This is a genomic window from Pseudomonas sp. URIL14HWK12:I12 (assembly GCF_003097135.1).
In the GTDB taxonomy this organism is placed as follows: domain Bacteria; phylum Pseudomonadota; class Gammaproteobacteria; order Pseudomonadales; family Pseudomonadaceae; genus Aquipseudomonas.
On record NZ_QEQL01000001.1, the window covers coordinates 819,571 to 843,935 of the forward strand.

The 24,365-nt window shown below is 63.6% G+C and carries 22 protein-coding genes and 1 pseudogene; 13 read left to right on the forward strand and 10 right to left on the reverse strand.

Going from position 1 to position 24,365, the window contains the following annotated elements; genetic code table 11:
• Positions 1–27: 27 nt before the first annotated feature.
• Positions 28–1,464 carry a short-chain fatty acid transporter gene (locus F474_RS03895; RefSeq protein WP_097083851.1) on the reverse strand — a complete coding sequence of 479 codons (1,437 nt, stop codon included), beginning with the start codon at positions 1,462–1,464 and terminating at the stop codon, positions 28–30.
• A 157-nt stretch (positions 1,465–1,621) separates the two neighbouring features.
• Here F474_RS03895 and F474_RS03900 point away from each other — a divergent pair, with 157 nt between their 5' ends.
• The 10 genes and pseudogenes from F474_RS03900 to F474_RS03940 all read left to right on the forward strand — a co-directional run bounded on the left by F474_RS03900 (position 1,622) and on the right by F474_RS03940 (position 12,341).
• Positions 1,622–2,215, forward strand: a complete 594-nt coding sequence (locus F474_RS03900; protein ID WP_097083850.1) for an amino acid synthesis family protein — start codon at positions 1,622–1,624, stop codon at positions 2,213–2,215.
• The gene (locus F474_RS03905; protein WP_097083849.1) at positions 2,215–3,048 is read left to right on the forward strand and encodes an alpha/beta fold hydrolase; all 834 of its coding nucleotides are present in this window, start codon (positions 2,215–2,217) and stop codon (positions 3,046–3,048) included. The genes F474_RS03900 and F474_RS03905 overlap by 1 nt, the downstream gene beginning before the upstream one ends.
• Positions 3,045–4,526 carry an aldehyde dehydrogenase gene (locus F474_RS03910; RefSeq protein WP_097083848.1) on the forward strand — a complete coding sequence of 494 codons (1,482 nt, stop codon included), beginning with the start codon at positions 3,045–3,047 and terminating at the stop codon, positions 4,524–4,526. Before F474_RS03905 ends, F474_RS03910 begins: the two co-directional genes overlap by 4 nt.
• A gap of 17 nt (positions 4,527–4,543) precedes the next feature.
• A complete protein-coding gene (locus tag F474_RS03915; RefSeq protein ID WP_097084282.1) occupies positions 4,544–5,029 on the forward strand; it encodes a flavin reductase family protein in 486 nt (161 codons plus the stop codon).
• 208 nt (positions 5,030–5,237) lie between these two features.
• Positions 5,238–5,987, forward strand: coding sequence for a GntR family transcriptional regulator (locus F474_RS03920; RefSeq protein WP_097083847.1), 750 nt, complete (start codon positions 5,238–5,240; stop codon positions 5,985–5,987).
• Positions 5,988–5,989: 2 nt separating this feature from the next.
• Entirely contained in the window at positions 5,990–6,553 is a 564-nt protein-coding gene (locus tag F474_RS03925; RefSeq protein WP_097083846.1) for an NUDIX hydrolase, read from the forward strand.
• A gap of 228 nt (positions 6,554–6,781) precedes the next feature.
• A pseudogene (locus tag F474_RS23170) lies at positions 6,782–7,531 on the forward strand (MCP four helix bundle domain-containing protein); the annotation flags it as partial.
• Positions 7,526–8,389: a methyl-accepting chemotaxis protein gene (locus F474_RS23175; protein ID WP_371916122.1), complete on the forward strand. Its 864-nt coding sequence runs from the start codon at positions 7,526–7,528 to the stop codon at positions 8,387–8,389. The pseudogene F474_RS23170 and the gene F474_RS23175, both read left to right, overlap by 6 nt.
• Before the next feature lie 171 nt (positions 8,390–8,560).
• Positions 8,561–9,742 (forward strand): MFS transporter, encoded by a 1,182-nt coding sequence (locus tag F474_RS03935; RefSeq protein ID WP_097083844.1) that lies wholly within the window; start codon positions 8,561–8,563, stop codon positions 9,740–9,742.
• A gap of 70 nt (positions 9,743–9,812) precedes the next feature.
• Positions 9,813–12,341, forward strand: coding sequence for an EAL domain-containing protein (locus tag F474_RS03940; RefSeq protein WP_097083843.1), 2,529 nt, complete (start codon positions 9,813–9,815; stop codon positions 12,339–12,341).
• On the opposite strand, the gene F474_RS03945 is transcribed toward F474_RS03940, so the two are convergent.
• From F474_RS03945 to F474_RS03965, 5 genes are all read right to left on the reverse strand, one after another.
• The gene (locus F474_RS03945) at positions 12,307–13,551 is read right to left on the reverse strand and encodes a DUF1835 domain-containing protein (RefSeq protein ID WP_097083842.1); all 1,245 of its coding nucleotides are present in this window, start codon (positions 13,549–13,551) and stop codon (positions 12,307–12,309) included. The two genes, F474_RS03940 and F474_RS03945, sit on opposite strands and share 35 nt — an antisense overlap.
• A 141-nt stretch (positions 13,552–13,692) precedes the next feature.
• A complete protein-coding gene (locus F474_RS03950) occupies positions 13,693–14,250 on the reverse strand; it encodes a cytochrome b (protein WP_097083841.1) in 558 nt (185 codons plus the stop codon).
• Between the two features lie 447 nt (positions 14,251–14,697).
• Positions 14,698–15,135: a hypothetical protein gene (locus tag F474_RS03955; RefSeq protein WP_097083840.1), complete on the reverse strand. Its 438-nt coding sequence runs from the start codon at positions 15,133–15,135 to the stop codon at positions 14,698–14,700.
• 120 nt (positions 15,136–15,255) lie between these two features.
• Positions 15,256–18,354, reverse strand: coding sequence for a multidrug efflux RND transporter permease subunit (locus tag F474_RS03960; RefSeq protein WP_097083839.1), 3,099 nt, complete (start codon positions 18,352–18,354; stop codon positions 15,256–15,258).
• A gap of 12 nt (positions 18,355–18,366) precedes the next feature.
• Positions 18,367–19,503: an efflux RND transporter periplasmic adaptor subunit gene (locus tag F474_RS03965; RefSeq protein WP_097083838.1), complete on the reverse strand. Its 1,137-nt coding sequence runs from the start codon at positions 19,501–19,503 to the stop codon at positions 18,367–18,369.
• A gap of 166 nt (positions 19,504–19,669) precedes the next feature.
• On the opposite strand from F474_RS03965, the gene F474_RS03970 reads away from it, so the two are divergent.
• Positions 19,670–20,221, forward strand: a complete 552-nt coding sequence (locus F474_RS03970; RefSeq protein ID WP_097083837.1) for a TetR/AcrR family transcriptional regulator — start codon at positions 19,670–19,672, stop codon at positions 20,219–20,221.
• Here the strand turns inward: F474_RS03970 and F474_RS03975 are convergent.
• Genes F474_RS03975 through F474_RS03985 form a run of 3 tightly spaced genes read right to left on the reverse strand, consistent with a single transcriptional unit; the run spans position 20,218 to position 22,740 of the window.
• On the reverse strand, positions 20,218–20,952 hold the full coding sequence (locus F474_RS03975) for an S-methyl-5'-thioinosine phosphorylase (protein WP_097083836.1): 735 nt from the start codon (positions 20,950–20,952) through the stop codon (positions 20,218–20,220). The two genes, F474_RS03970 and F474_RS03975, sit on opposite strands and share 4 nt — an antisense overlap.
• A 14-nt stretch (positions 20,953–20,966) precedes the next feature.
• Positions 20,967–21,977 carry a beta-N-acetylhexosaminidase gene (gene nagZ / locus F474_RS03980; protein WP_097083835.1) on the reverse strand — a complete coding sequence of 337 codons (1,011 nt, stop codon included), beginning with the start codon at positions 21,975–21,977 and terminating at the stop codon, positions 20,967–20,969.
• A gap of 58 nt (positions 21,978–22,035) precedes the next feature.
• Complete coding sequence (locus F474_RS03985; protein ID WP_097083834.1) at positions 22,036–22,740, reverse strand: TetR/AcrR family transcriptional regulator; 705 nt, start codon at positions 22,738–22,740, stop codon at positions 22,036–22,038.
• A 188-nt stretch (positions 22,741–22,928) separates the two neighbouring features.
• Here F474_RS03985 and lexA point away from each other — a divergent pair, with 188 nt between their 5' ends.
• The gene (gene lexA / locus F474_RS03990) at positions 22,929–23,537 is read left to right on the forward strand and encodes a transcriptional repressor LexA (protein WP_097083833.1); all 609 of its coding nucleotides are present in this window, start codon (positions 22,929–22,931) and stop codon (positions 23,535–23,537) included.
• A gap of 13 nt (positions 23,538–23,550) precedes the next feature.
• On the forward strand, positions 23,551–24,024 hold the full coding sequence (gene sulA / locus F474_RS03995) for an SOS-induced cell division inhibitor SulA (protein ID WP_097083832.1): 474 nt from the start codon (positions 23,551–23,553) through the stop codon (positions 24,022–24,024).
• Here the strand turns inward: sulA and F474_RS04000 are convergent, their stop codons facing one another.
• On the reverse strand, positions 24,025–24,315 hold the full coding sequence (locus tag F474_RS04000) for a DUF1330 domain-containing protein (RefSeq protein WP_097084281.1): 291 nt from the start codon (positions 24,313–24,315) through the stop codon (positions 24,025–24,027).
• Positions 24,316–24,365 lie beyond the last annotated feature (50 nt).

Here is a 24,365-nt window from a genome sequence, read left to right on the forward strand (position 1 = left end):
AATGGCCTCCATGCACGGCCGATCAGCTTAGCCCCCTGCAGGGGCGCCGGGAAGCACCGGTGGCACCCATTCCAGCGTGGTGCCCAGCAACCAGAGTAACAACAGCACCAGCGGCGCATGTACAAGCAGCTGCACGAAGCAGAAACCGATCAGGTCCCTGGCGCGCAACCCCAGCACGCCGAGCAGCGGCAGCATATAGAAAGGGTTGATCAGGTTAGGCAGCGCCTCGGCAGCGTTGTAGATCTGCACGGCCCAACCCATGTGGTACTGCAGGTCCCGGGCCACCTGCATCACGTAGGGTGCCTCAATGATCCACTTGCCACCGCCAGAGGGGATGAAAAAACCCAGAACTGCCGAATACAAACCCATCAGCACGGCATAGGTGTCGTGGCTGGCGACCTGGGTGAACACCGTAGCGATGTGATGCGCCAGGGCCTGGCCATCGCTGCCCTTCACGGTGGTCAGGATCGCGGCGATCGAGCCATAGAGCGGGAACTGAATCAGCACACCGGTGGTGCTGGGCACCGCACGAGCGACTGCATCGAGAAAACTGCGCGGGCGCCAGTGCAGCAGAGCCCCAAGCATCAGAAACAGGAAGTTATAGGTATTGAGCCCGGAGATGGCGATGATCGCCGGCTTGCTGCTGAACTCGCGCAACAGCCAGCCGGCGGCCAGGGCCACCAACACCAGCGTCAGCAGCGGGCTGTGTTCCAGCCATTCACCGGGCCGGGTGCGCGCTGCCGGAGCAGGCGGCTCGAAACCGGGCGTTACGCCGCAGGCGCGGGCATCACGCGCGGCGTCAGGGCCTGGCGCCGTGGCCCATGCCAAAGCTACGGAAACCACCACCAGCACCAACAGCAACGCACCCGACTGCCACAAAAAAATGGTTTGCGTGAATGGAATGATGCCCGTGATACCAACGATGGACGCCGGTAGGCTACCGGGATTGGCCTGCAACTGCGCCGCCGACGACGATAGCCCCAAAGCCCACACCGCCCCCAGGCCCAGGTAGGCTGCCGCCCCTGCGGCGCGATAATCCATGCGCAGGTCTTCGCGCGCTGCCAGCGCCCTCACCAGCAAGCCGCCGAACACTAAAGACAGCCCCCAGTTCAGCAGCGAAGCGAGCATCGATACCAGCGCTACCCACGCGACCGCGCTGCGGCCACTGCGCGGCAGCCGGGCCAGCCGGGTAATGAGTGCAGCTGCCGGGGGCGAGCTGGCGACGACATAACCGCCAATGACCACGAAAGCCATCTGCAAGGTAAACGGGATCAGGCTCCAGAAGCCACCTCCGAATGCACCTGCCGTGGCGGCTGGCGAGCCGCCCATGGCCAGGGCCCCAAGCGCCACGACCAGCACGGCAAGCGCAGCAAATACCCAAGCGTCGGGAAACCAACGTTCAGCAAAATTGGAGCACATCAGGGCGAAGCGGGCCAAAGGCCGTTCTTGAGCGGTCGCGGGCATGGCGGTGAACCTTTTTGGAATTGTTGTGCACTGCATTAAAGCAGTTGGCGGGGCCGGCTTCAGAAAATGCACAACGGAGGTCACTTGTGCACCTTTGGTTCTTGGTATACCGTAATACCACACACCACCAACCAGAATTCCAATAAGGGGAACTCACGTGGGCTTTGAAATCCGCAAGATCGTCACCTACTCCGAACAGACCTTCATCGAAGCTGGCAAAGCCACCGATACGCCTGTAACCATGGTAGGCCTGGCCGCCGTGATCAAGAACCCGTGGGTCGGCCAGGGGTTCGTGGAAGACCTCAAGCCGGTCATCAAGGCCAACTGCTCCGAACTGGGCGCGCTGATGGTAGAGCGCTTGACTGCAGCGATCGGCGGCGCCGAGCGCATCCAGGCCTACGGTAAAGCGGCTGTAGTAGGCGCTGACGGCGAGATCGAGCATGCCTCAGCAGTGATCCATACCTTGCGCTTCGGTAATCATTACCGTGAAGCGGTACAGGCCAAGAGCTACCTGAGCTTTACCAACAAGCGAGGTGGCCCAGGCACGTCGATCCAGATCCCGATGATGCATAAGGATGACGAAGGCCTGCGCTCGCACTACATCACCCTGGAAATGCAGATCGAAGACTCGCCGCGTGCTGACGAGATCGTGATCGTGTTGGGTGCTGCCGACGGTGGCCGCCTGCACCCGCGCATCGGCAACCGTTACATCGATCTGGAAGAGCTGGCCGCGGAAAAGGCGCAGCAGTAATGAAGGCCGCCACCGCGCAATGCACGCCCGCCGGCACTGCTTATCAGGTGGCCGGCCAGGGCCCGGCCGTGGTGCTGATCCACGGCGTGGGCCTGAACCAGCACATGTGGGGCGGCCAGGTGGTAGGCCTGGCCGGCCAGTTCCAGGTGATCACCTACGACATGCTCGGCCATGGCGACAGCGCCCTGCCACCGCAGGATGCAGGCCTTGAAACGTACGCTGCCCAGCTTCAGGAGCTGCTTGACCATCTGGGCCTGGAGCGCGCAGCGGTAGTGGGGTTTTCGATGGGCGGCCTGGTTGCCCGTGCCTTCGCCCTGCAGTACCCCCAGCGGTTAGGGGCCATGGTGATCCTCAACAGCGTGTTCAATCGTACGCCCGAACAACGCGAAGGCGTGGTGGCACGCACCCGCCAAGTAGCTGAATTCGGCCCGGACGCCAACGTCGAGGCGGCCTTGGCGCGCTGGTTCAGCCTGGAGTATCAGGCTGCCAGCGCCGCGCAGATTCAAGCCATCCGCCAAGTGCTGTCTGGCAATCATCCACAGGGCTACCTGACCACCTACGCGCTGTTCGCCACCCAGGACATGTACCGTGCTGACGAGCTGGGCAGTATCGCCGCCCCGACCCTGGTCGCCACCGGCGAGCTGGACCCCGGCTCCACACCGGAAATGGCCCGCCAGCTGGCGGCCCGTATTCCGGGTGCGCAGGTACAGATCCTGGAAGAACAACGGCATATGATGCCGGTGGAATCGCCGCGCCTGGTCAACCAGATGCTGCTGCCTTTCCTCGTCAATGCAAACCGCCTGGAGCACCAGGCCAAGGGGAACGTTGCATGAGCCTCGCTCAGTTCAAGATGTGCATCGGCGGCCAATGGCAGAGCGCTGCCAGTGGCCGAACCTTCGAAAGCCTCGACCCGGCCACCGCCACGCCTTGGGCGTGCCTGCCTGACGCTGGCGAAGAGGACGTTGAGCGTGCAGTGCAAGCTGCTCAAAGCGCGTTCGAAAGCCCCGCCTGGCGCAAGCTCACGGCCACCGCCCGCGGCAAGCTGCTGCGCCGGCTCGGTGACCTGATCGCCGAAAACAAAGAGCACTTGGCCCAGCTTGAAAGCCGTGACAATGGCAAGCTGATTCGCGAAACCCGCGGCCAGGTGGGCTACCTTCCTGAGTTTTTCTATTACACCGCAGGCCTTGCCGACAAACTCGAAGGCGGCACCCTGCCGCTCGACAAGCCTGACCTGTTCGCCTACACCACCCACGAGCCGCTGGGCGTGGTGGCCGGTATCATTCCCTGGAACAGCCCGCTGTACCTTACCGCGATCAAGCTGGCCCCCGCCTTGGCCGCCGGCAACACTATCGTGCTCAAGCCCAGTGAACATGCTTCGGCCACGCTGCTGGAGCTGGCGCGCCTGGCACTGGAAGCGGGCATTGCGCCTGGCGTGGTTAACGTGGTAACCGGCTTCGGCCCCAGCACCGGTGCTGCGTTGGTGCGCCACCCGCTGGTGCGCAAGGTGGCATTCACCGGGGGGGCGGCAACTGCTCGCCATGTTGTGCGCGGCACCGCCGATAACTTTGCAAAGCTGTCGCTGGAACTGGGCGGCAAGTCGCCCAACATCATTTTCGAAGACGCAGACCTGGACAGCGCGATCAATGGTGTGGTCGCCGGCATCTATGCAGCCTCCGGGCAAAGCTGCGTGGCGGGTTCGCGCTTGCTGGTGCAGCGCTCGATCTATCAGGGCTTCATCGAAAAACTGATCGAGCGTGCCAAACGCATCCGCATCGGCAGCCCGCAGGCCGACGACAGCGAGATGGGCCCGATGGCCACCGCGCAGCAACTGGAGGTGGTCGAACGCCTGGTGGCCGCCGCGCTGGCCGAAGGCGCAACCCTGCGCTTGGGCGGCAAGCGCGCGCAAACCGGCAGCGACGGGTGGTTCTATGAACCTACCCTTTTCGAGTGCGATCGCCATTCGATGACCATCATGCAGGAAGAAGTCTTCGGCCCGGTCGCCTCGGTGATACCCTTCGACACCGAAGAAGAAGCCCTGGCCTTGGCCAACGACTCGCAATTCGGGCTGGCGGCAGGCATCTGGACACGCGACCTGGGCCGTGCTCACCGCCTGGCGCGCGACGTACGGTCCGGAATCATCTGGGTCAACACCTACCGCGCGGTGTCAGCCATGGCACCGATCGGCGGTTTCAAGAACAGCGGCTATGGCCGTGAGAGCGGCATTGAGTCAGTGCTGGCGTACACCGAGCAGAAGACCGTGTGGATCAACCTGTCCACCGCGCCCATGCCCGACCCGTTCGTCATGCGCTGAACCTGGAGTTAATGATCATGATCGACCCGAATACCTACAAAGAAGTGATGGCATCGTTCCCCTCGGGTGTGACCGTGGTCACTACCCTGGACGCAGACCAGCAGATCGTCGGCATCACCGCCAGCGCCTTCAGTGCGCTGTCGCTGGACCCTGCCCTGGTGCTGTTCTGCCCCAACTACACCAGCAACACCTACCCGTTGCTGGTCAAGAACAAACAATTCGCCATTCATCTGCTGGCCGGCGAGATGCAACCGCACGCTTTCGCGTTCGCCAGCAAGGATAAGGAAAAAGCCCGCCTGCACGAATGGGAGCTCAGCGCGCTGGGCAACCCCCTGCTCAAGGGCGCGACGGCGATCATCGAGTGCACCCTGTGGCGCGAGTACGAAGGCGGTGACCACGCGATCATCGTCGGCGAGGTGCAGAACCTGATTCTGCCGCAAGAGCCCGTGGTGCCGATGATCTACCACAAGGGCAAGATGGGGGCGCTGCCGGCGTTCTATTGACAACCCGCTGTTGAGCTTGGCGCGCAGCAATGGAAAGATACGCAGCATGTTTGGCTTGCCTGCGTGTTGGATGGGAGGGTGGACGAACAGCTGCGCTTATCGCTCCAACGCATGAGCGCCATGCGGCACAGCCGCTCTTCCACCGCCTCCCCATCGGATGCCCACCGCGCCAAGGTTTGCCAGTAAGCCCCTTATTCAAGAGCACTCGATGAAACGCCTGCCCCTCGACGACAGCTTCAAGGTCAACCGTACCCCCGTCACCCTGCGGGAAATCGTGCTCGACAAGCTTCGCAGCGCCATTCTCAACTTCCAGTTGCTGCCGGGCGACCGCCTGGTCGAACGCGACCTGTGCGACCGCCTCGGGGTAAGCCGCACCTCCGTGCGAGAAGCATTGCGCCACCTGGAGTCCGAAGGGCTGGTGGAATTCGCCGACGCCAAGGGCCCGCGTGTCGCGATCATCACCCTTGCAGACGCCTGCGACCTCTACGAGCTGCGAGCAGTGCTCGAAGGGCTGATCGTGCAATTGTTCACTTTGCGCGCGAAGGCCAAGGACATCCGTGCCTTGGAAAAAGCGCTGGAGGTCAACCGCCAGGCCCTGGAGCAAGCCGAGCTTCCTCAGGTACTGGATTCGGTGCAGGGTTTCTACGACGTCCTGCTCGAAGGTTGCGGCAACCTCGCCGCCGCCACTCAACTGCGCCAGTTGCAGGCACGCATCAGTTACCTGCGCGCCACCTCGGTGTCACAGAAGAACCGCCGCGGTGCCTCCAACGCGGAGATGGAACGCATCGTGGAAGCGATCAAGAGCGGCGATGCAATGGCCGCGCATCAGGCGTCGGTCGACCACGTACGAGCGGCGGCCAAGGTAGCGCTGGACTACCTGCGCCAGCAGCAGGAAGGCAGCGAAGTGCGGGAGCTGCTCTCGCCCATCGCTCTGGCCGAACCCGGCGTAGGCCGCTGAACATGCCCGCGCCGCGCTACTGCCCGCAGTGCGGCAACCCCCAACTGGCCGAGGGTATCCCCGCCGGCGACACCCATCGGCGGCTGCATTGCCCGGGGTGCGGCTACGTGCACTACCTCAACCCCAAGATCATTGCAGGCTGTATCGTCGAGCACGATGGCCGTTACCTGCTCTGCCAGCGTGCCATCGCTCCGCGCCCAGGCACTTGGACGTTGCCGGCCGGTTTCATGGAGGCCGGCGAAACCACCGAGCAGGCGGCCCTGCGTGAAACCTTCGAGGAAGCTGGAGTGCGCGCTCAATTGATCGCGCCTTACTCACTGTTCAGTGTGCCGCGCATCAGTGAGGTGTATATCCTGTTTCGTGCCACCTTGCTGAGCATGGACGAACACTGGGGGGAGGAATCGCTGGATCGGCGCTTCTTCGCGCCTGACGAGATCCCCTGGGGCAACATCTACTACCCGGCCATTCGGCAGATCCTTGAGCGCTACATCGAAGAGCGCCAGCGAGGGGTATTCGGGATCTATACCGGCAATGACGATGAAGGGACGGTACATTTCATGCGCTGAGCGGGTACGCCTCGGTAATCCGCAGGCATTCAACGTACTGGCGGTGTCGAAGCCACGGCGAGTGAAGGGGTGAACTGTATCGGCCGTGTGTAGGTTGCCTGAAGCGCCGCCGATCTTCGGATGAACGGTACAACACACGAGTTGCCCGCCAACGTCCTTTAGCGGCTAATAGTGGCAACTTGACATGGAGTCGGGCCCTTCTCCCCATCCGTGTCAAGGAACATCGTTATGTTACGTACCCTGCGCCTTAAAACTCGCGCTGCGTTGAGTTTCGGCCTGATCTGCCTGCTGCTGATCTTGCTGAGTGTGAACGCGCTATCAAAGATGAGCGACCTCAACCACGCCGCGAGCGAACTGGGCACCGACTGGTTGCCGAGCGTGCGCCAGGCCGATGTGATCGAAGCCGACACCCTGCGCTTGCGCCTGGCGCTGCTGCACTACGTTACCGAAGATGACAAGGCGACCTTGCGTAGCCAGCTCGGGGCAAGCCGCGACGCACTGCAAAAAAATCTGGCTGCGTACGAAGCCGATGTGTCCAGTGCAAACGAAGCGCAGCTGTACGAAAACCTGAAGCGCAGCACTGGCGCCTACCTGGACGCGCTCAAGGCGATCCTGGCCATGAACGTGCCGGCCGAGCAGTTGGTGGCCTACGTCAACAGCGTTACGGTACCGCTGGCCAGCGCCGCCCAAGCAGACGTGGAAGCCCTAGTGGCCCTGAATAACACCAGTGCACAAACGGCCTATACCAGCGCTCAGGAGCACTACCAGCAGGGGCTGGTAGCCACCTTTGCAATCATAGGCCTGGCCATTGCCATGACGTTGCTCGTAGCCATGCTGTTCACCCGCAGTGTTGTGCTGCCGGTGCAAAAGTTGATGGGTGTGACACGTGAAATCGCCCAAGGGCGGTTGGGGAGCAGCGTGGAGGTCAGCGGCGCGGATGAAATCACCGAGCTGCAAAGCGCGACCGAATCCATGCAGAACAACCTGCGCTCGACGCTGCAGTTGGTCACCGATTCGGCCGTTCAATTGGCCGCTGCCGCAGAAGAGCTGGCGCAGATTACCCAACAGGCGCGTCAGGGCATCGCCCGCCAAGGCCAGGAAACCGAATTGGCCGCGACTGCAGTGACGCAGATGACCACCGCGGTCGAGGAAGTGGCCCGCAACGCCACGTTCGCCGCCCAGGCTACCCAGGCGTCGCAACAATCCGCAGCCCAAGGCCGGGAGCGCGTGGTGCAGACCCTCTCTTCCATCACCCGGTTGTCAGACTCCGTGGCCAGCACCAGTGATCAGGTCAGCCAGCTTGCCAACCAGACCCAAAGCATCAGCCAGGTGCTGGAAGTGATCCGCGGGATCGCCGACCAGACCAACCTGCTGGCGCTCAACGCAGCTATCGAAGCAGCCCGCGCGGGCGAGCAGGGCCGGGGCTTCGCGGTGGTAGCCGACGAGGTGCGGGCCTTGGCCCATCGGACCCAGAGCTCGACCCAGGACATCGAAAAAATGATCGACGGCATCCGCTTGGGTTCGCAGCAGGCCGTTCAGGCGATGGCCCTGAGCAGCAGCGAAGCCGGGAAGACCCTCCGGGTAGCGGAGGAAGCCGGCGAAGCGATCCACCGCATTACCGACGCCATCGGCGAGATCAGCGAGAAGAACCTGGTGATCGCTTCGGCCTCCGAACAGCAGGCGCAGGTTGCCCGCTCGGTGGATCACAACCTTGTGAGCATCAAGGACTTGGCCGGGCACAGTGCTTCGGCGGCGACCCAGACGGCAGAAGCCAGTGCGGAGTTGTCGCGGCTGGCGGTGAATCTGAATGGAGTGGTGGCGCGGTTCAGTTTTTAAGTGGCCCAGCTTCTGGCGATCATCGCGATCGTGCTTGACGATCCCCCGGCCAAGCGTTGAGCTCGGAGTGTTCTAAGTAGCGCCCAATGGTTTATTTTGCGCAGCCAAATTTGACCGTTCCGTCAGCATTCACGTAGGGTGGGCGGTTTTTCTCGCCACACGAGCCGCCCGATGCCGCACCGCCCCACACTTCCACCCACGGTCTACCTGCTAAGCCTGACCATCTTTTCTCTGGTAACCGCCGAATTCATGGTCGCCGGCATGATGCCGGCGCTGGCCGAAGCTTTTTCGGTAAGCCTGGCGCAAGTGGGTAACCTGATCGCCTATTACGCGCTGGGCATGTGCCTGGGCGGCCCGCCCATGACAATAGCGTTGCTGGCGCTGCGAGTAGGCAACAAGACCGCGCTGGTCGGCTTGCTGGCGTTGTACGTTGCCGCCGGCGTGCTGGCTGCCGTCGCGCAGAGTTATGAGGTACTTGCGCTAGCGCGCATCGTGATGGGGATTGCCAGTGCCGCCTGCATCGGCCTGTGCATGACCATTTGCGCGGGCTTGGTGGCTTCGCAGGTGCGCGGCCAGGCGGTGGCTGTCGTGCTTGCCGGGCTGATGCTCTCTCCGGTGGCCGGCGTTCCATTGACCACCTGGGTGGAGCAACACCATGGCTGGCGCGCCAGTGCCTGGCTGGTGGTGGGCCTGGCCCTGCTGTGCACGGTGTTGGCTGCCTGGCGCCTGCCGGCGGAGCACAACGACGCCACACCTGACCTGCGCCGTGAATGGGCCAGCCTCCGTAATCGCCCGCTCTGGGGGGCGTACGTCACCAGCGGGCTCATCATCGGCGCAACCTTCGCCGCGTTCAGCTACTGCACCCCCATTCTGGTCCAGCTACTGCACGTGGCCCCCGCGCACGTTGCCCCCTTGCTGGCGCTGTATGGCGTCGCGAACGTCATTGGAAATACGCTCGTCGGGCGCATCGCCGATCGCCACACGCGCGCCGCGCAGGCCGGGGGGCTGGTAATGATGGTGGTGCTGCTTGCCGGCATTGCCCTAAGCTCGGGCGTGCCGGTGCTGGGGCTGGCCTGCTTCATCGGCCTAGGCCTGACCGGCGTTGCGCTGAACCCGGCCATGGTCGCACGGGTGATGCGCGCTGCCGAGCCGGGGGCGCTGGTCAACACCCTGCACAGCTCGGTCATCACCGCAGGGCTTGCATTCGGCAGCTGGGCGGGGGGCGAGGCCATTAACGCCGGGTTGGGCCTTCAAGGCCCTTTATGGGTGGGCGCCGCCATGGCAGCGCTGGGCCTGGCCAGCCTGTTGCCGCGGTCGGCCTGGCAGCCGGCCAATGCTTGCGCCACGACCTGACCGGCCCGCTGGCGGCCCCGCAAAACGGCGCGTAAGATAGCGATACGCCATTAATTGCGACACCGCGCCTATGCCCCTACGTTCCCCAGCCCGCGCAGCCGTACGCAGTCGCCAGCTGCTGCTGCGGTTGCTGCCGGCGATTGCCGCGCTGCTGGCGCTTATCGGGCTGGGTGGTTACCTGCTGGTGAGTAGCGCACTGCGCCAAGACGCCGATGTGCAGAGGCGTTCAGCGATTTACATCGACCGTACCCTGCACCAAGCCAGCTCGGAAATCAGCCGCAATATCGTCAACTACGCCAAATGGGGTGAAGCCTATCTTCACCTGCACGTGAACGTGGACCGGCATTGGGCAGACGACCAGCGCAACGTGGGCTCGGTGCCCTTCGAGCTGTACGGCTATGACGGTGTATTCGTCACCGACGCCCAAGACCAGACCGTCTACTCCGTGATCGAAGGGGTACCGGCGCAGGTGCAGGCGCAGCGATGGCTGCGGGGCGACCTTGCGCGCTTGCTCGCCGACGCTCGAGCCCACGACAGCAATGAGAGCGGCGTGGTCGGGGTGCTCAAGGTCGGGGGCATTCCTGCCCTGGTCGCTGCCGCAACCATCAGTACCGGGGCCACCGACGTTCCCAAAGTGCCCGGGCCGGATTCGATCCTGCTGTTCGTCAGCCTGCTCGACAGCCACAAGCTGCGCACCATGAGCCAGACCTACGGCCTGCCTGACATCACGCTAAGCGATCAACCCATGCCGGGCCTGCAGGCCATTCCCTTGCTCGGTTCGGCACAGTGGATCAACTGGAAGGCCCCGCAGCCGGGGCTAGACCTGCTGAACCAGACCTTACCGATGTTCATCGCCGGCGTGCTCGCGCTATTGGTCGTGCTGGGCGCATTGCTGCATTACGCGCTGGCGTCGGCTCGGGAGCTGGATGCGCAATTCAACGCGCTGCTGGTGAGCCAGGCCGACCTGAGCCACAGCGAACAGCGTTTTCGCGACATGGCCGAAGGCTCCTCCGACTGGTTGTGGGAAACTGACCAGCTCGGCCGTTTAACCTACCTTTCCGAACGTTTCACGCAGGTGACCGGCGCCGCTCCGCAGTACTGGTTAGGCCAGCCTCTGGCGCAGCTGCTGCAGCCGGAGGGCCAGCCGCTAGCCCCCTGGCTCGCCGCCAACCGGGGGGGTACGCTGGTGTGCAACTATCAGGACCAGCGCGGCCATGCCCGCGTGTGCCGGATCACCGCACGCGCCATCGAGGGAGACCAGGGCCACCGCGGCACTGCCACTGATATTACCGAGGAGGTGCAGGCCCAGGCCGAGGTTCGGCACCTGTCGCTGCACGACAGCCTTACTGGCCTGCCTAATCGCCATCACCTGCATCAACGCCTCGAGCAATGGCTACAAGGCCCACTGGCATTACTGAGCCTGGACCTGGACCGTTTCAAACCAGTGAACGATACCTACGGCCATGGCGTAGGCGACCAGGTGCTGCAAGCGATCGCACAGCGCCTGCCCCGGCAGCTGCGCGAACCTGACCTGGTAGCGCGCGTCGGGGGCGACGAATTCATCATCGCCCTGCCCGGCCTGAGTGACACCCGCGCCATCGAGGCGCTTTGCCAGCGGCTGGTGGAAGCGATCTGCCAACCGCTTCAGCTAGGCGAGCACACGGTGTTTCTGGGCACCAGCATCGGCGTTGCGCTCGCCCCGGCGAATGCCACGACCGCCGAAGAGCTGCTGCGGGTGGCCGACATTGCGCTGTACCAGGCCAAAGCAGCGGGCCGCAGCACCTGGCGATTCTATACCGAGGCCATGAATGGCCGCCTGCTCGCGCGCCAGAACCTCGAGCAGGCGTTGCGTCAGGCCATGGCCCAAAGCGAACTGCGCCTGCACTATCAGCCCCGTTATGCACTGGCCAGCGGCCGCCTCAGTGGCTTCGAGGCGTTGCTGCGCTGGCAGCATCCACAACGCGGATTGTTGCTACCTGAAGCCTTTCTCGACATTGCCGAGGACTGCGGCCTGATCCGCCCGCTCGGGCGCTGGGTGCTGGCGCAAAGCTGCATGCAGGCCACCTGCTGGCCGGCGGGCACGGTACTGGTAGTCAACCTGTCGCCAGGGCAGTTTGGCGAACCGGATCGTCTGCTCCAGGCGGTGAGCGATGCACTGGCTGGCAGTGGCCTGCCGCCGCAACGGCTGGTGCTGGAAATCGGTGAGCACGTATTGATGAGCGATGCGGTGCTGCCAACCCTGCATGAGCTCAAGGCGCTCGGCGTGTGCCTGAGCCTGGATGACTTTGGCAGTGGCGCGGCGGGCCTGGGCTGGCTGCGTGACGGTCTGTTCGAACGGCTGACCCTTGCGCGTCGTTTCATGCAGGCGATCCACACGCCCGGCGCCGACCAGGCCATCGTGCGCGCTACCGTTCAACTGGCCGGTGAGCTGAGCTTGAGTGTAACGGCCAAGGGTGTTGAAACCGCCGAGCAACAAGCCAGCCTGCAGCGCCTGGGGTGCGACGAAGCACAAGGGCACTATTTCAGCCCTGCACTGCCCGCCGAGCTATTGACCGGCGCCGGCCTCAACAGCGCAGCCGAACTGCTCCCTCCGGGCTGACGACCCAGCAGGGCTGGCCCGGCGCCAGCCGAACGCCACCGACCCAGCGCTCGGCCTGAACGTGGTCCAGCCAGTGAGCCTGGCCGGCCAATATGCGCTCTGCCAAAGGGGCCAGGCGCCACTGCCGCTGCGCCCAGACAGGGCCGGGCGTTTCCAGCAACAACGGCGTGGTGCCCCGGACCCACTGGCGCGAGAGGGCCTCGAACATCATGTCGCCCAGCCATGGCAACGGGTCGCCCTGCTCCATCAACCAGGCAAACACCTGCCCTGCCGCCATTGGCCCCCGGCGGGCCAGATACTGCAGGGTGAGCCGTTCGGTCAGGCTCAACCCGTCGGCTTCACCCGGCAGTTCCTGAAGCTGGCGAGCCATGGCCGGCCCCAACAACGGCAGTGCCGGTGTCGGCGACGCGGCCAGCCGCGCCCAAGCCTGCGGAGCCGGCGCACAGTAGGCAGCCCAGGCCTGCTTCGCCACCACCCGCGCAGGCTCGCCCAATGCGCGCCGTTGCGGCCAGAGCCAGGCAAGTACATCCGGAGCCAGCTGGCCAACCCCTATGAAGCGCTCGACGCCCGGCACGCTGGCGGCCTCGACCAATTCCAGCCTGCGCGGCAGCGTTCCCAGCCCCGCGAGCACGCGAATCAGGAACAGCTGATCATAGGCATCGGCTTCGCACCACAGCACCACCTCGCTGCTAGCGTCGATAGCCCAGAGCGCTCCATATTCGTGGGCGAGCCGAGCAGCGGCGTCAGCCGGCTGCAGGTTGAAAGCCCGCGTAATGAACTTGGCACGCTCCGCCAGCAAGGCCTCAGGCGCCAGCGCCGGCACAGGGCCCATGGCCAGCGGGTCGCTGAGCATCTGGAAACCTCCCTTGAAGCCGGCGACCTTGAGCGAATGCTGAATATCGTTGCCGCAGCGCCAGTGCGTGACCTGAGCGCTATCGCCCTCTCTGGCTTGGGGATTGCGCGCTGCAAAGTCCAGCGCATCGGCATGCGCCTTGAGCTTCGGCCAGCTGGAAAACCCCTGCTCTCGGGCGACCAGCCACTGGGTGTCGGCCAGTTGATAGGCGGGGCCGGCAATCCCAAGCTCGGCCAGCTGCAGGGCTACAGCCGGCGCCTGGCCAGAATGGAGTGCCTTGAGCAGGCGCTTGGCTTGTTTACGCAGAAACGCGATTTCAAGGCGGCCGTGATGGCGCGAAGAAGGGGATGTGGGCATGCCAACTCCTGAGATGGCTGGGCCCGCCACTAGCCGGGAGCTGGTGAGTGAAGAGTCGAAACACGCCTCGGGCAACCCTTTGCGCGGACCGCGGGCGTGGCGCACGCCCCGGCGCCACTCTAAGCGCCACCCAGGCGTTGGTCAACCGCGCAGCATGCGGCGAAGGGTGTTGTCGCGCACGATGTAATGGTGGAACAGCCCGGCCAGCGCATGCACACCGATCAGCCAATAGCCTGCATTGCCGATCCACTCGTGAACCGCCTTGATTCGCTTGGCCAGCCCTTCATCGATCGTCACTGGCAGAGGGATCTCAAAGCCCAGCCATGGAAAAGGCTTGCCGGCAATAGCCAGCATCAGCCACGCCAGAATAGGCGTTACGATCATCAGCAGATAAAGCAGGCTATGGGTGGCATGCGCCAGGCCCGTTTGCCAGCGGGGGGGCTGCGGCTCAATAGGTGGGGCCGGGTAACGCAGCCGCGCGATCAGGCGCAGTGCTACCAACAGCAAGATCGTTGTGCCGAGAATACCGTGCCCTCCTACCAGCGCAGCGCGCAACGGCTGGCCCTTGGGTACATAGCCTTTGAGCTCGATGCAGGCATAAACGCCGATGAACAGCAGCACTGTCAGCCAATGTAATGTTATGGAAAGCCTGTGGTAGCGGCGGGCAAGCGGAGCATGGGATAAAGGAGGAGTGGTCATGGTCAGGCTCACGGTCTTTAGTGTTATGGATAACCGGGTGCAAGCTTAACGCTGTACGCATAAAAAAACCCGCCGAAGCGGGTTCTGTGTCCAAGCCATGCAACTCCTGTCATCGGCCTCCCAGGCCCATGGTCGATCATCCTTGACCGTCGACGCCTGTTCCGTGGCGTCGTTGGATAGTTATAGACTAAGCCTCATCGAGCGGCCGCCCTAGAGGCGATCGCTGCGTCGTGCTGTAAGCCTTCGCCCATCAAGCGTGTGCGCTCGCGGGTTTTGGGCCCTTGGCGCTCATCTGAGCCCACGTTGGCAAAGCGAAATGAGGCGAACCGTAGCAGGAAAGAATCGTGATACGGGCCCTGGGGCCTGCGAAGGCACAGATTCCCTCCCCAGGGCTAAACAACCGCCTAGCGGGTACGCGAGTGGCGCTGCGATGGGTAGTTGGCTGCCTCAAGCATCAATTGACGGGGCGGGGCTACGGCGCAGGGCCTGGCTCATTTCGTCGAGCACCGCGTTGGCGTAAGCCTGCCAACAGCGCGCGATCATGCGCGTGCGGGGCATGTCGCTGGGTAACCAGCGGTGCGGTGGGCCGCCTGCGTGCAGGCCTACCTCTCGACCCACCCGGGGCAATAAGTCTTCGTACAGCGCTAGCATGCACAGCGGGTGCACGGGCTCATCGGGTTGGGCCAACGCCCGGTGCAGGTGTGAGCCGAAGGAGTCCTCGTGGCGGATACTCACGACCTCTCGGGCAAGCTCGCACATTCGCGGTGTCGCCACCGGATAGCTATCCTCGCGCAGCGCCTGCTTGAGGCTGTTGAGCAACTCGCTGAGGGAATGAGTGCTGGGCAGGTCTAGGGTCAGCCGCGTGGGCGGCGGGTGATCAGGCATTCAGGGCCTCCGTGGCAGATGGATCCCAACAGCGTAGTGGCTCTAGGCCATTCACGCCAGCGATGTAGGGCATGGCCTGGCACATTAGGACCGACGGCAGGCGTCGCCAGGGCCTCATGCTCAACGCGGCCTGCGCACCCACCCCAGCACGGCCACGAAAAATACCGGCACCAGCAGCACCCCTAGCAGGGTGGCACTGAGCATGCCGCCGATCACGCCGGTGCCGATCGCTCGTTGGCTGGCAGCCCCGGCCCCCGTGGCCATGACCAACGGCAACACACCCAGCATGAACGCCACGGACGTCATGACGATTGGCCTGAAGCGCAAACGTGCTGCCATCACTGCGGCGTCGCGAAGGCTGCGCCCCTCGGCGTGCAATGCCTTGGCGAACTCAACGATCAGGATCGCGTTCTTGGCCGCCAGGCCAATGATGGTGATCAGCCCGACTTTGAAGTACACATCGTTGGGCAAGCCGGCCACCGTAAGCGCCAGTACGGCACCCAGCGCGCCCACCGGCACGATCAGCATGACCGAGAGCGGCACCGCCCAACTTTCGTAAAGCGCCACCAGCAGCAAAAACACCACCAGGATAGCCAGGACGAACAATTGCGCAGCTTGGCCGCTGGCGATGCGCTCCTGATAGGAAAGGCCAGTCCATTCATAGCTGATGCCCGGCGGCAGGTGGGCGAGGATCTTCTCCATCTCCGCCATGGCGGCCCCGCTGCTTACGCCCGGTGCAGCGTCGCCGGTGATGCGGATACTGGGGTAGCCGTTGTAGCGCGCCACCTGCACCGGGCCGCTCTCCCAGTGCGTGTCGACGAACGCACGCAACGGCACCAGCTCGCCCTGCGTGTTGGGTACATACAGCGCCATTACGCTCTCGGGTGTCATTCGTGCATTCGGTGCAGCCTGCACCACCACTCGCTGTTGGCGCCCGCCATTGGTGTAGTCATTGACCACCGCTGAACCGAAGGCGGTAGACAGCGCGCTGCTCAAGGTATCGAAACCCACGCCCAGGGTGCGCGCTTTATCGCGGTCGATCACCAACCTCAATTGGGGTGCATCGGCCAGGCCTTCCATCATTGCGTAGAGGAATACCGGGTTACTGGCCACTGCCCCCAGCACTTGATCACGGGCTGCCAGCAAGGCCGCTCGGCCGAGACCTGCTCGGTCTTGCAGGCGCAGCGCGAAGCCACCGGAATTGCCGAGCCCATCGATCGGCGGCGGTGTCACGGCCGTCATGCTACCGTCGCCGTGGCCGGCAAAGTGCCCGTTTACCGCATCGCCCAGGGCCTGGGCGGATGAATCGGCGCCACGCTTGGACCAATCGGTGAGGGTTGGAAACCCCAGCGCAGCGTTCTCGCCCATGCCCGAGAAGCTGAACCCCAGGATCAGAAACGTGTTCTGCACGGCAGGCTGGTCAGCGAGGAACCCCTCGAGTTGCTCGCCGGTGGCCAGGGTTCGCTGCAACGTTGCATTCGGTGGCAGTTGCACGTCTACGATCAGGTAGCCCTGATCTTCAACGGGCACGAAGGATTCCGGCAAACGCAAGTACATAAACCCCAACAGCCCCAGCATTACGCCATACATCAGCATCAGGCGGCCCGTACGCCTTACCAGCGCATTGTTGAGCTGGCTATAACGTTCGGTCAGGCGAGCGAAGCCACGGTTGAACGCACCGAAAAAGCCGCGCTTTTGCCCATGCCCCTCGGCCACTGGCTTGAGCAGGGTGGCGCACAAGGCCGGCGTGAAAGTGAGTGCCAGAAAGCCTGAAAACAGGATCGAGACGGCAAGCGAGAGTGAGAACTGGCGGTAGATGACCCCCACTGAACCACTCATGAACGCCAGCGGCAGGAACACCGCCGCCAGCACCAGGGTGATACCGACGATCGCCCCGGACACCTGCGCCATCGCCTTGATCGTTGCCTGGGCGGGCGGCAACCCCTCTTCGGCCATCAGCCGCTCGACGTTTTCCACCACCACGATGGCGTCGTCTACCAGGATGCCGATCGCCAGTACCATGCCGAACATGGTCAGCATATTCACTGAGAATCCGAGCGTGTACATCACCCCAAGCGTGCCGAGCAGGCACACCGGCACCACGATGCTGGGGATCAATGTGTAGCGAATGTTCTGAAGAAACAGCAGCATGACCAGAAACACCAGCAGCATGGCTTCGGCCAGGGTTTGCAGCACCTTGCCAATGGCCACGTCGACGAACAGCGAGGTGTCGTAGGGCACCGACCATTCGATGTCGTTGGGGAAATTCACCGACAGTTCGTTGAAACGCTCGCGGACGGCTTCGGCGGTGGCCAGTGCGTTGGCGCCAGGGGCCAGCTGCACCGCAGCACCCACTGCCGGCTTGCCGTTGAGGCGGCTGGCAAAGTTGTAATCCTGGCTACCCAAGGCAATGCGCGCCACGTCGCTCAAGCGCACCACAGAGCCGTCGGGGTTGGCCCGCAAGAGTATCGCGCCGAACGCCTCTGGCGTCTGGAGCGTGCCCTGCACCGCCAGCGTGGCAGTCAGCTCCTGATTCCCGGCAGCAGGTGCGGAGCCAAAAGAGCCGGCCGGCACCTGGATATTCTGCGCGGCAATGGCAGCGCTCACATCGCCGATGGACAGCCCATAGCCGATCAATGCCTGGGGGTCGACCCATACGCGCATGGCCGCTTCGGCAGCGAAGAACTGCAGCTTGCCCACCCCTGGCAGGCGACGGATCTCGTTGTTGACGTTGCGGGCGGCATAGTCGGCCAATGGCACCGTGTCATCCCGAGTGGCGCCTTGCTTGTAGCTGAGGGCATAGATGAGCAGAAAACCCGCGCTCGTCTGCTCCACATCCACGCCTTGAGTGAGCACCGCCTGCGGCAGGCGTGCTTCTGCTTTTTTCAGGCGATTTTGCACGTCCACCTGGGCGAACTCCGGGCTCACGCCGGGCTGGAAGGTGACCACGATCTCGGCTATGCCATTGGCATTGCTGGTGGACTCGAAATACAACAGGCCTTGGGCGCCATTGAGTTCGTCTTCGATCACACTGGTGACGGTATCGGCCAGTACCTGCGCCGAGGCGCCCGGGTAGGTGGCGGTGATAGTGATCTGCGGTGGCGCCACATTGGGATACTGCGAGACCGGCATCAGAGGCATCGCCAACAGGCCAGCCAGGCAGATGAACAACGCTACGACCCAAGCCAGGTTGGGCCGCTCGATGAAGAACCGCGACATGTTCCAGGCCCCTTATGGTGCAGTGGCGGGTTCAACGGCCTCGTCGGCCGCCTGCGCGGGGTCACCTGGGCTCAGCCCGGCAGGGCCACCCACGATGACCTGCTCGCCTGGGGCCAAGCCCTGGGTGATCTGCCAACGGCCGTCACGCATCACGCCCGTACTGACTGGCCGGGCCTGCACTTCACCATTGACCAGCAGCAGCACCGTCGCCTGCCCCCCTTGGTCACGCTGCACCGCACGCTGGGGCACCAACACCGCTGCAGGCTCCAATCCTTGTGGGGCACGCACGCGTACATACATGCCTGGCAGCAGCCACTTGTCGGTGTTGGCGAAACGCCCGCGCAAGGCGAGCTGGCCGGTCTGGCGATCGACGCTCACATCGGTGAACAGCAAGGTACCCTCGGCGCGTCGGGCTACCCCGTCTACCTGAAGGCTCAGGGGCTGGCCGGCCGCGCTGCCGAGGCTGCCGTCTTCAAGGCCCTGGCGTAAACGCAACGCGTCGGCGGCCGGCTGGCTGAAATCAGCGTAGATGGGGTCCAACTGCTGGATGCGTGCCAGCAACGTCGCTTCGCCCTGCCCTACCAGTGCACCCTCGGTGACCAGCGCACGGCCGATGCGCCCGGCAATCGGCGCGCGTACCGAGGCATAGCCCAGGTTCAATCGAGCGGTCTGCACCTGCGCTTGAGCACTTTGAACATCAGCCTCAGCGCTGGCCAGGGTGGCACGGGCGGTGTCCAGATCCTGGCGGCTGATGGCCTCTACCTCGGCCAGGGCCCGATAGCGGCCAAGCCGAGCGCGGCCTTCGACGACCTGCGCCTGAGCCCGCGCCAGTGCGCCTTGAGCCTGAGCCAGCGCCGCACGCAAAGGTGCGGGGTCGATCTGAAACAGTGGGTCGCCGATGTTGACGTCGGCACCTTCTTTGAATTGCTGGCGCAGCACTACGCCGGCCACCCGTGCCCGCACTTGCGCGACTCGCACCGGCTCGATGCGGCCTGGCAATTCGGCAAACAGCTCAAGCGGTTCGGCCACGGTGGTGATCACCTGTACGGGTTTAGGGGCGGGAGGGGGCGCTTCAGGCGTGGAGGGCTTTTCACAACCCGCCACGGCGAGCAAAACCAGGGCCAGGGCGGTAACGCGCAGGCGCGGCATGAAGTGTTCCTTCGAGAGGTCCGAGAGGCGGCGATGATAAGCAAAAGGCTCCATTGAGACAAGTTCGTCTCAATTGAGCCTTTTGTAACTTTTTACTTTTCTGTTACACCGCGTTTTCGGCACAATGGCCGTCCCCTCACCACGCGCTACAGCAGGTTCGATTTCAATGCGCCGGGTCATTCTCAATGATGCCCTACTCAAAGCGTTGGCCGTCGCCATCGTCGACCAGCCGCGGGCGAGCCTCAAGGACCTGGCAGACAGCGTCGGCGTGAGCAAGGCAACGCTGCATCGTCTGTGTGGGACCCGCGAGCAATTGGTCGACCAGTTGATGAACCATACCTCCCAGGTCATGTTGGGGTTGCTCGAAAGTGTCGACATGGCCCGCGAAGGCCCGGCCGGGGCGCTACGCACGCTGATCGAGCAGCATTTGGCCCAGCGCGAGCTGATGCTGTTCCTGATCTTCCAGTACACCCCGGACGCCTTGCGCTGGACTGACCGCTACAGCCCCTGGAAAGCCTATGTGGAGGGGCTCGACAGTTTTTTTCTGGAGGGTCAGCGCCAAGGGTTGTTTCGTATCGACGTGCCCGCGCCGGTGCTTGCAGACCTGTTTGCATCACTACTGTGCGGGATGATCGATTCCGAGCGCCTGGGCCGGGCGGCGCCGGCCAGTTCAGCCAGCACGCTGGAGCGTTTTTTCCTCGAAGGCGCCAGCGCCTAGGCCAGCACCCGCGCCAGCACTGCCCGAGCCTGACCGATACCGGCCTGCAGTGCCTGCTCGATCTCCTCCATGGTGATCACCGCCTGAGCCTTGCCAGCGGCAGGGTTTACCACCAGGGCAAGGCTCGCGTAGTGCAGGTCCAGCTCGCGAGCAAGCGCTGCCTCTGGCATCCCCGTCATTCCGACGATGTCACAACCATCGCGCTCCAGGCGGGCGACTTCGGCTGCGGTTTCCAAGCGCGGGCCCTGCGTGCAACCGTAGGTGCCGAAGTCGCTGAAAGCCAGCCCCTCGGCCTTGAGCGCAGCCACCAGTTGCTGGCGCAGCGGCTCGTGATAGGGGTAGCTGAAGTCGATATGGGTAACCTGCTCCAGGTCATCAGCGAAATAGGTGTGCTCACGGCCGCTGGTGTAGTCGATCAACTGGTGCGGCACACAGAAGTGACCGGTGCCCATGGCCGAATGGATGCCGCCTACCGCGTTGACCGCAAGCACGGCCTGGGCCCCTGCCTGCTTGAGCGCCCAAAGGTTGGCGCGGTAGTTGACCCTGTGTGGCGCAAAGCGGTGCGGGTGGCCATGGCGGGCAAGGAACATCACCTCGCGCTCGGCATAATGGCCCAGGATAACCTCTGACGATGGGGCGCCCCAAGGTGTGTCCAACGCCAGCGTGCGCTCGATGTGAAGGCCTTCGAGTTGGGTGAGGCCGGTACCGCCGATGATTGCGTAGACCGTCATGGCAAGGCTCCGTGTCAGTCGATCAGGTGGGCGGCCCGCAGTGCGCCGAGCGCTTCGAGCCAGCGAGGCTGCTGCCGATAGTCGAGCCCGGCGGTGCCCTGCCCGGCCATGCGGGCAATTCGTGGCGCAGGGGTGACCTTCAACCGCTGCGCCGCACTCAAGGCCAGCTCGGCGGCAGCGCGATCATTGCACACCAGGCCCACGTCACAACCGGCATTGAACGCCGCTTCCACCCGTGCAGCGGCATCGCCCACCACATGAGCGCCAGCCATCGAGAGGTCGTCGCTGAAAATTACCCCGTCAAACCCCAGCTCGCCGCGCAGGATCTCCTGCAGCCAGCGCCGAGAAAACCCTGCCGGGCTCGCATCCACCCGGGGGTAGATCACATGCGCGGGCATCACGGCCGCCAATTGCCGGGAAAGCCGCTTGAACGGGATCAGGTCGTGCTGGCGCAGGGTGTCGAGTTCACGATCATCCACAGGTATAGCAACGTGGGAGTCGGCTTCGGCCCACCCATGGCCCGGGAAATGCTTGCCGCAGGCAGCCATGCCGGCCTGGTTCATGCCACGGATGAACGCCCCGGCCAGCTGGGCGGCGCGCTCCGGGTCGCTTTCAAAGGCGCGCTGGCCAATCACCGCACTGCGCGTGTGATCGAGGTCCAGGACCGGGGCGAAGGAGAGGTCAAGGCCCACCCCCAGTACCTCGGTTGCCATCAGCCAGCCACAGTGCTCGGCTAACACCTCGGCGTTGGGCACACCACCGATGGCCCGCATGGCCGGAAGCTTGACGAAGCCCTGGCGCAGGCGCTGCACGCGCCCGCCTTCCTGATCCACAGCCAGGATAAGGTCAGGGCGGATGGCACGGATTGCCTGGCACAGGTCACGCACCTGCCGCGGGTGCTCGATGTTACGCGCGAAAAGAATGAGGCCAGCCACTTCGGGCTGGCGCAACAGATGGCGGTCTTCGGCGGTCAGCCAGGTGCCGGCGATGTCGACCATCAGGGCGCCGTGGAGGCTGGAAGGCATGGGACGTCCTTGGGGTAGCTCAAAAGCCGCTACTGTAACCGATCGCAGCGGTCTTGGCTCAGCCCTTCGCGGCCGTGGCCGGCTTGCTGCGCGGGCGCAGCTGGGCGCCGAGCAGGCGCGGGTCGGTGACCTGACTCTCGGCGCGCATCCCGGCAGCCAGGAACGGCACCATCAGCCGCATCACTTGTTCAATGGACGTGTCGACACCGAAGTCATTCTCGGAAATGGCGCGCAGTGCCTTGATACCCGACATGCTGAACGCTGCGGCACCGAGCATGAAATGCACTCGCCAGAACAGCTCCAGGGGCGCCACGTTGGGGGCGGCCTGATGCACCAGCAACATGTAGCGCCGAAAGACCTTGCCGTACATGTCTTCAAGGTAGCGCCGCAGGTGGCCTTGGCTTTCACTGAAGGCAAGGCCCAGCAGGCGCATGAAAATGGAAAGGTCGTTGTGGCTGCGCGGCTCTACGGCCATCGCCTGATCTACCAGCATCTCCAGCAACTCTTCAAGGCTGGCGGCCGACTCGGGCTCGCAGGCACGCGCCTCGAGCTCGCGTTCCAGGCTTGCGCAGAACGGCCCGAGGAAACGTGAGAACACTGCCTGGATGAGCGCCTTCTTGGAGCCGAAGTGATAGTTGACCGCAGCGAGGTTGACTCCGGCCTTGGCGGTGATTACCCGCAGTGACGTCTCCGCGAAACCTTTATCGGCGAACAGCTGTTCAGCGGCATCGAGGATGCGTTCTACGGTCTCCGATTGAGCCATGGTTTCTCCGGCGGGGCAAACAAGTGTTTGAAACTTACGTTTGCGCGGGTTCGGTTGTCAAGGCGCAGGACAGGTTTCCGGGTTTCTAAGCCGGCATTTGCATCGCCGAGGTGCGAAAAGAACAGTTGCCAACATCGCTCTACTGTATATACTTCCAGTCACTGTATAAAAAGCCAGAGCAAATCATCATGCTGAAACTGACGCCCCGCCAGGCGGAGATCCTGGCCTTCATCCGGCGCTGCATCGACGAAAACGGCTTCCCGCCCACCCGTGCTGAAATTGCCCAGCAGTTGGGCTTCAAGTCGCCGAATGCCGCCGAAGAACACCTCAAGGCCCTGGCACGCAAAGGTGCGATCGAGATGACCCCCGGCGCGAGCCGCGGCATCCGCATTCCGGGCGCCAGCGAGGCCCGTAATGAAGACACCCTCCCGGTCATCGGGCGGGTCGCGGCAGGTGCCCCCATCCTGGCCCAGCAGCACATTGAGGAGTCCTGCAACATCAACCCTTCATTCTTTCACCCACGTGCCGATTACCTGTTGCGGGTGCACGGCATGAGCATGAAGGACGTCGGCATTTTCGATGGTGACCTGCTGGCAGTACACACCTGTCGAGAGGCGCGTAATGGTCAGATCGTGGTAGCCCGCATCGGCGAGGAAGTCACCGTCAAACGTTTTCAGCGCAGCGGCCACAAGGTTCGCCTGCTTGCAGAAAACTCTGAGTTTGCCCCTATCGAAGTCGATCTTCGAGAACAGGACCTCGTGATCGAAGGGCTGAGTGTCGGCGTTATCCGCCGCTAACCGGAGGCATCACATGCAGCATTGTATTCCCGCGGTAACTGGGCAAGGCCAACTTCCCCTGTTCGAAGCATTCATGGCGCCGACGGCCAAGCCGTTGTTCGAACCCGCCGAACCTGAGCACACCATGGAAGACGCATTCAGCGAATTGGCGTTGAAAGGGTCCGCGGGAAGCTGCATGAACCTGATGGCGCCCATTCTGAGTGCGCTGAGCCAGGCCGGTGAAAGCCGTTGGCTCGCGCTGGTAGCACCGCCCGCGGCACTAACCCACACATGGCTACGTGATGCGGGCCTGAACCGCGAACGCATCCTGTTGCTGCAGCCGCGGGCTGGCCAATCACCTCAAGCCCTGGCTTGTGATGTGCTGCGATTGGGCAAGAGCCACACGGTAGTGAGCTGGCTCAACCCCCTGAATGTGACTGCACGGCGGCAGCTCATGCGTGCCGCCGAACAGGGGCAGGCACAGAGCCTTAACATTCGCCTGGGGTAATCACTCTACCCCTTCTACGATGGTGATCTTCGCCGAGCTTGCACCTTCGCGGTGAGCCATCGCCTCCTGATACTCCGATGAGCGATAGCACGCCACAGCCTGCTCGTAGGAGTCGAACTCGATCACGACGTTGCGCGAAGCAGCCGGGCCATTTTCCAAAGCCTCGCTGCGCCCTCCCCTGGCCAAAAAACGGCCGCCATACTTGGTAAAAGCGGCAGGAGCACGGCTTGTGTACTCGCTGTATTGGTCAGGGTCATTCACCTCGACTTGCGCAATCCAATAGCCTTTCATGTTGCGTTTCTCCGTGCTGTTCGGGTTTTCGGTATTATGGTATACCACGG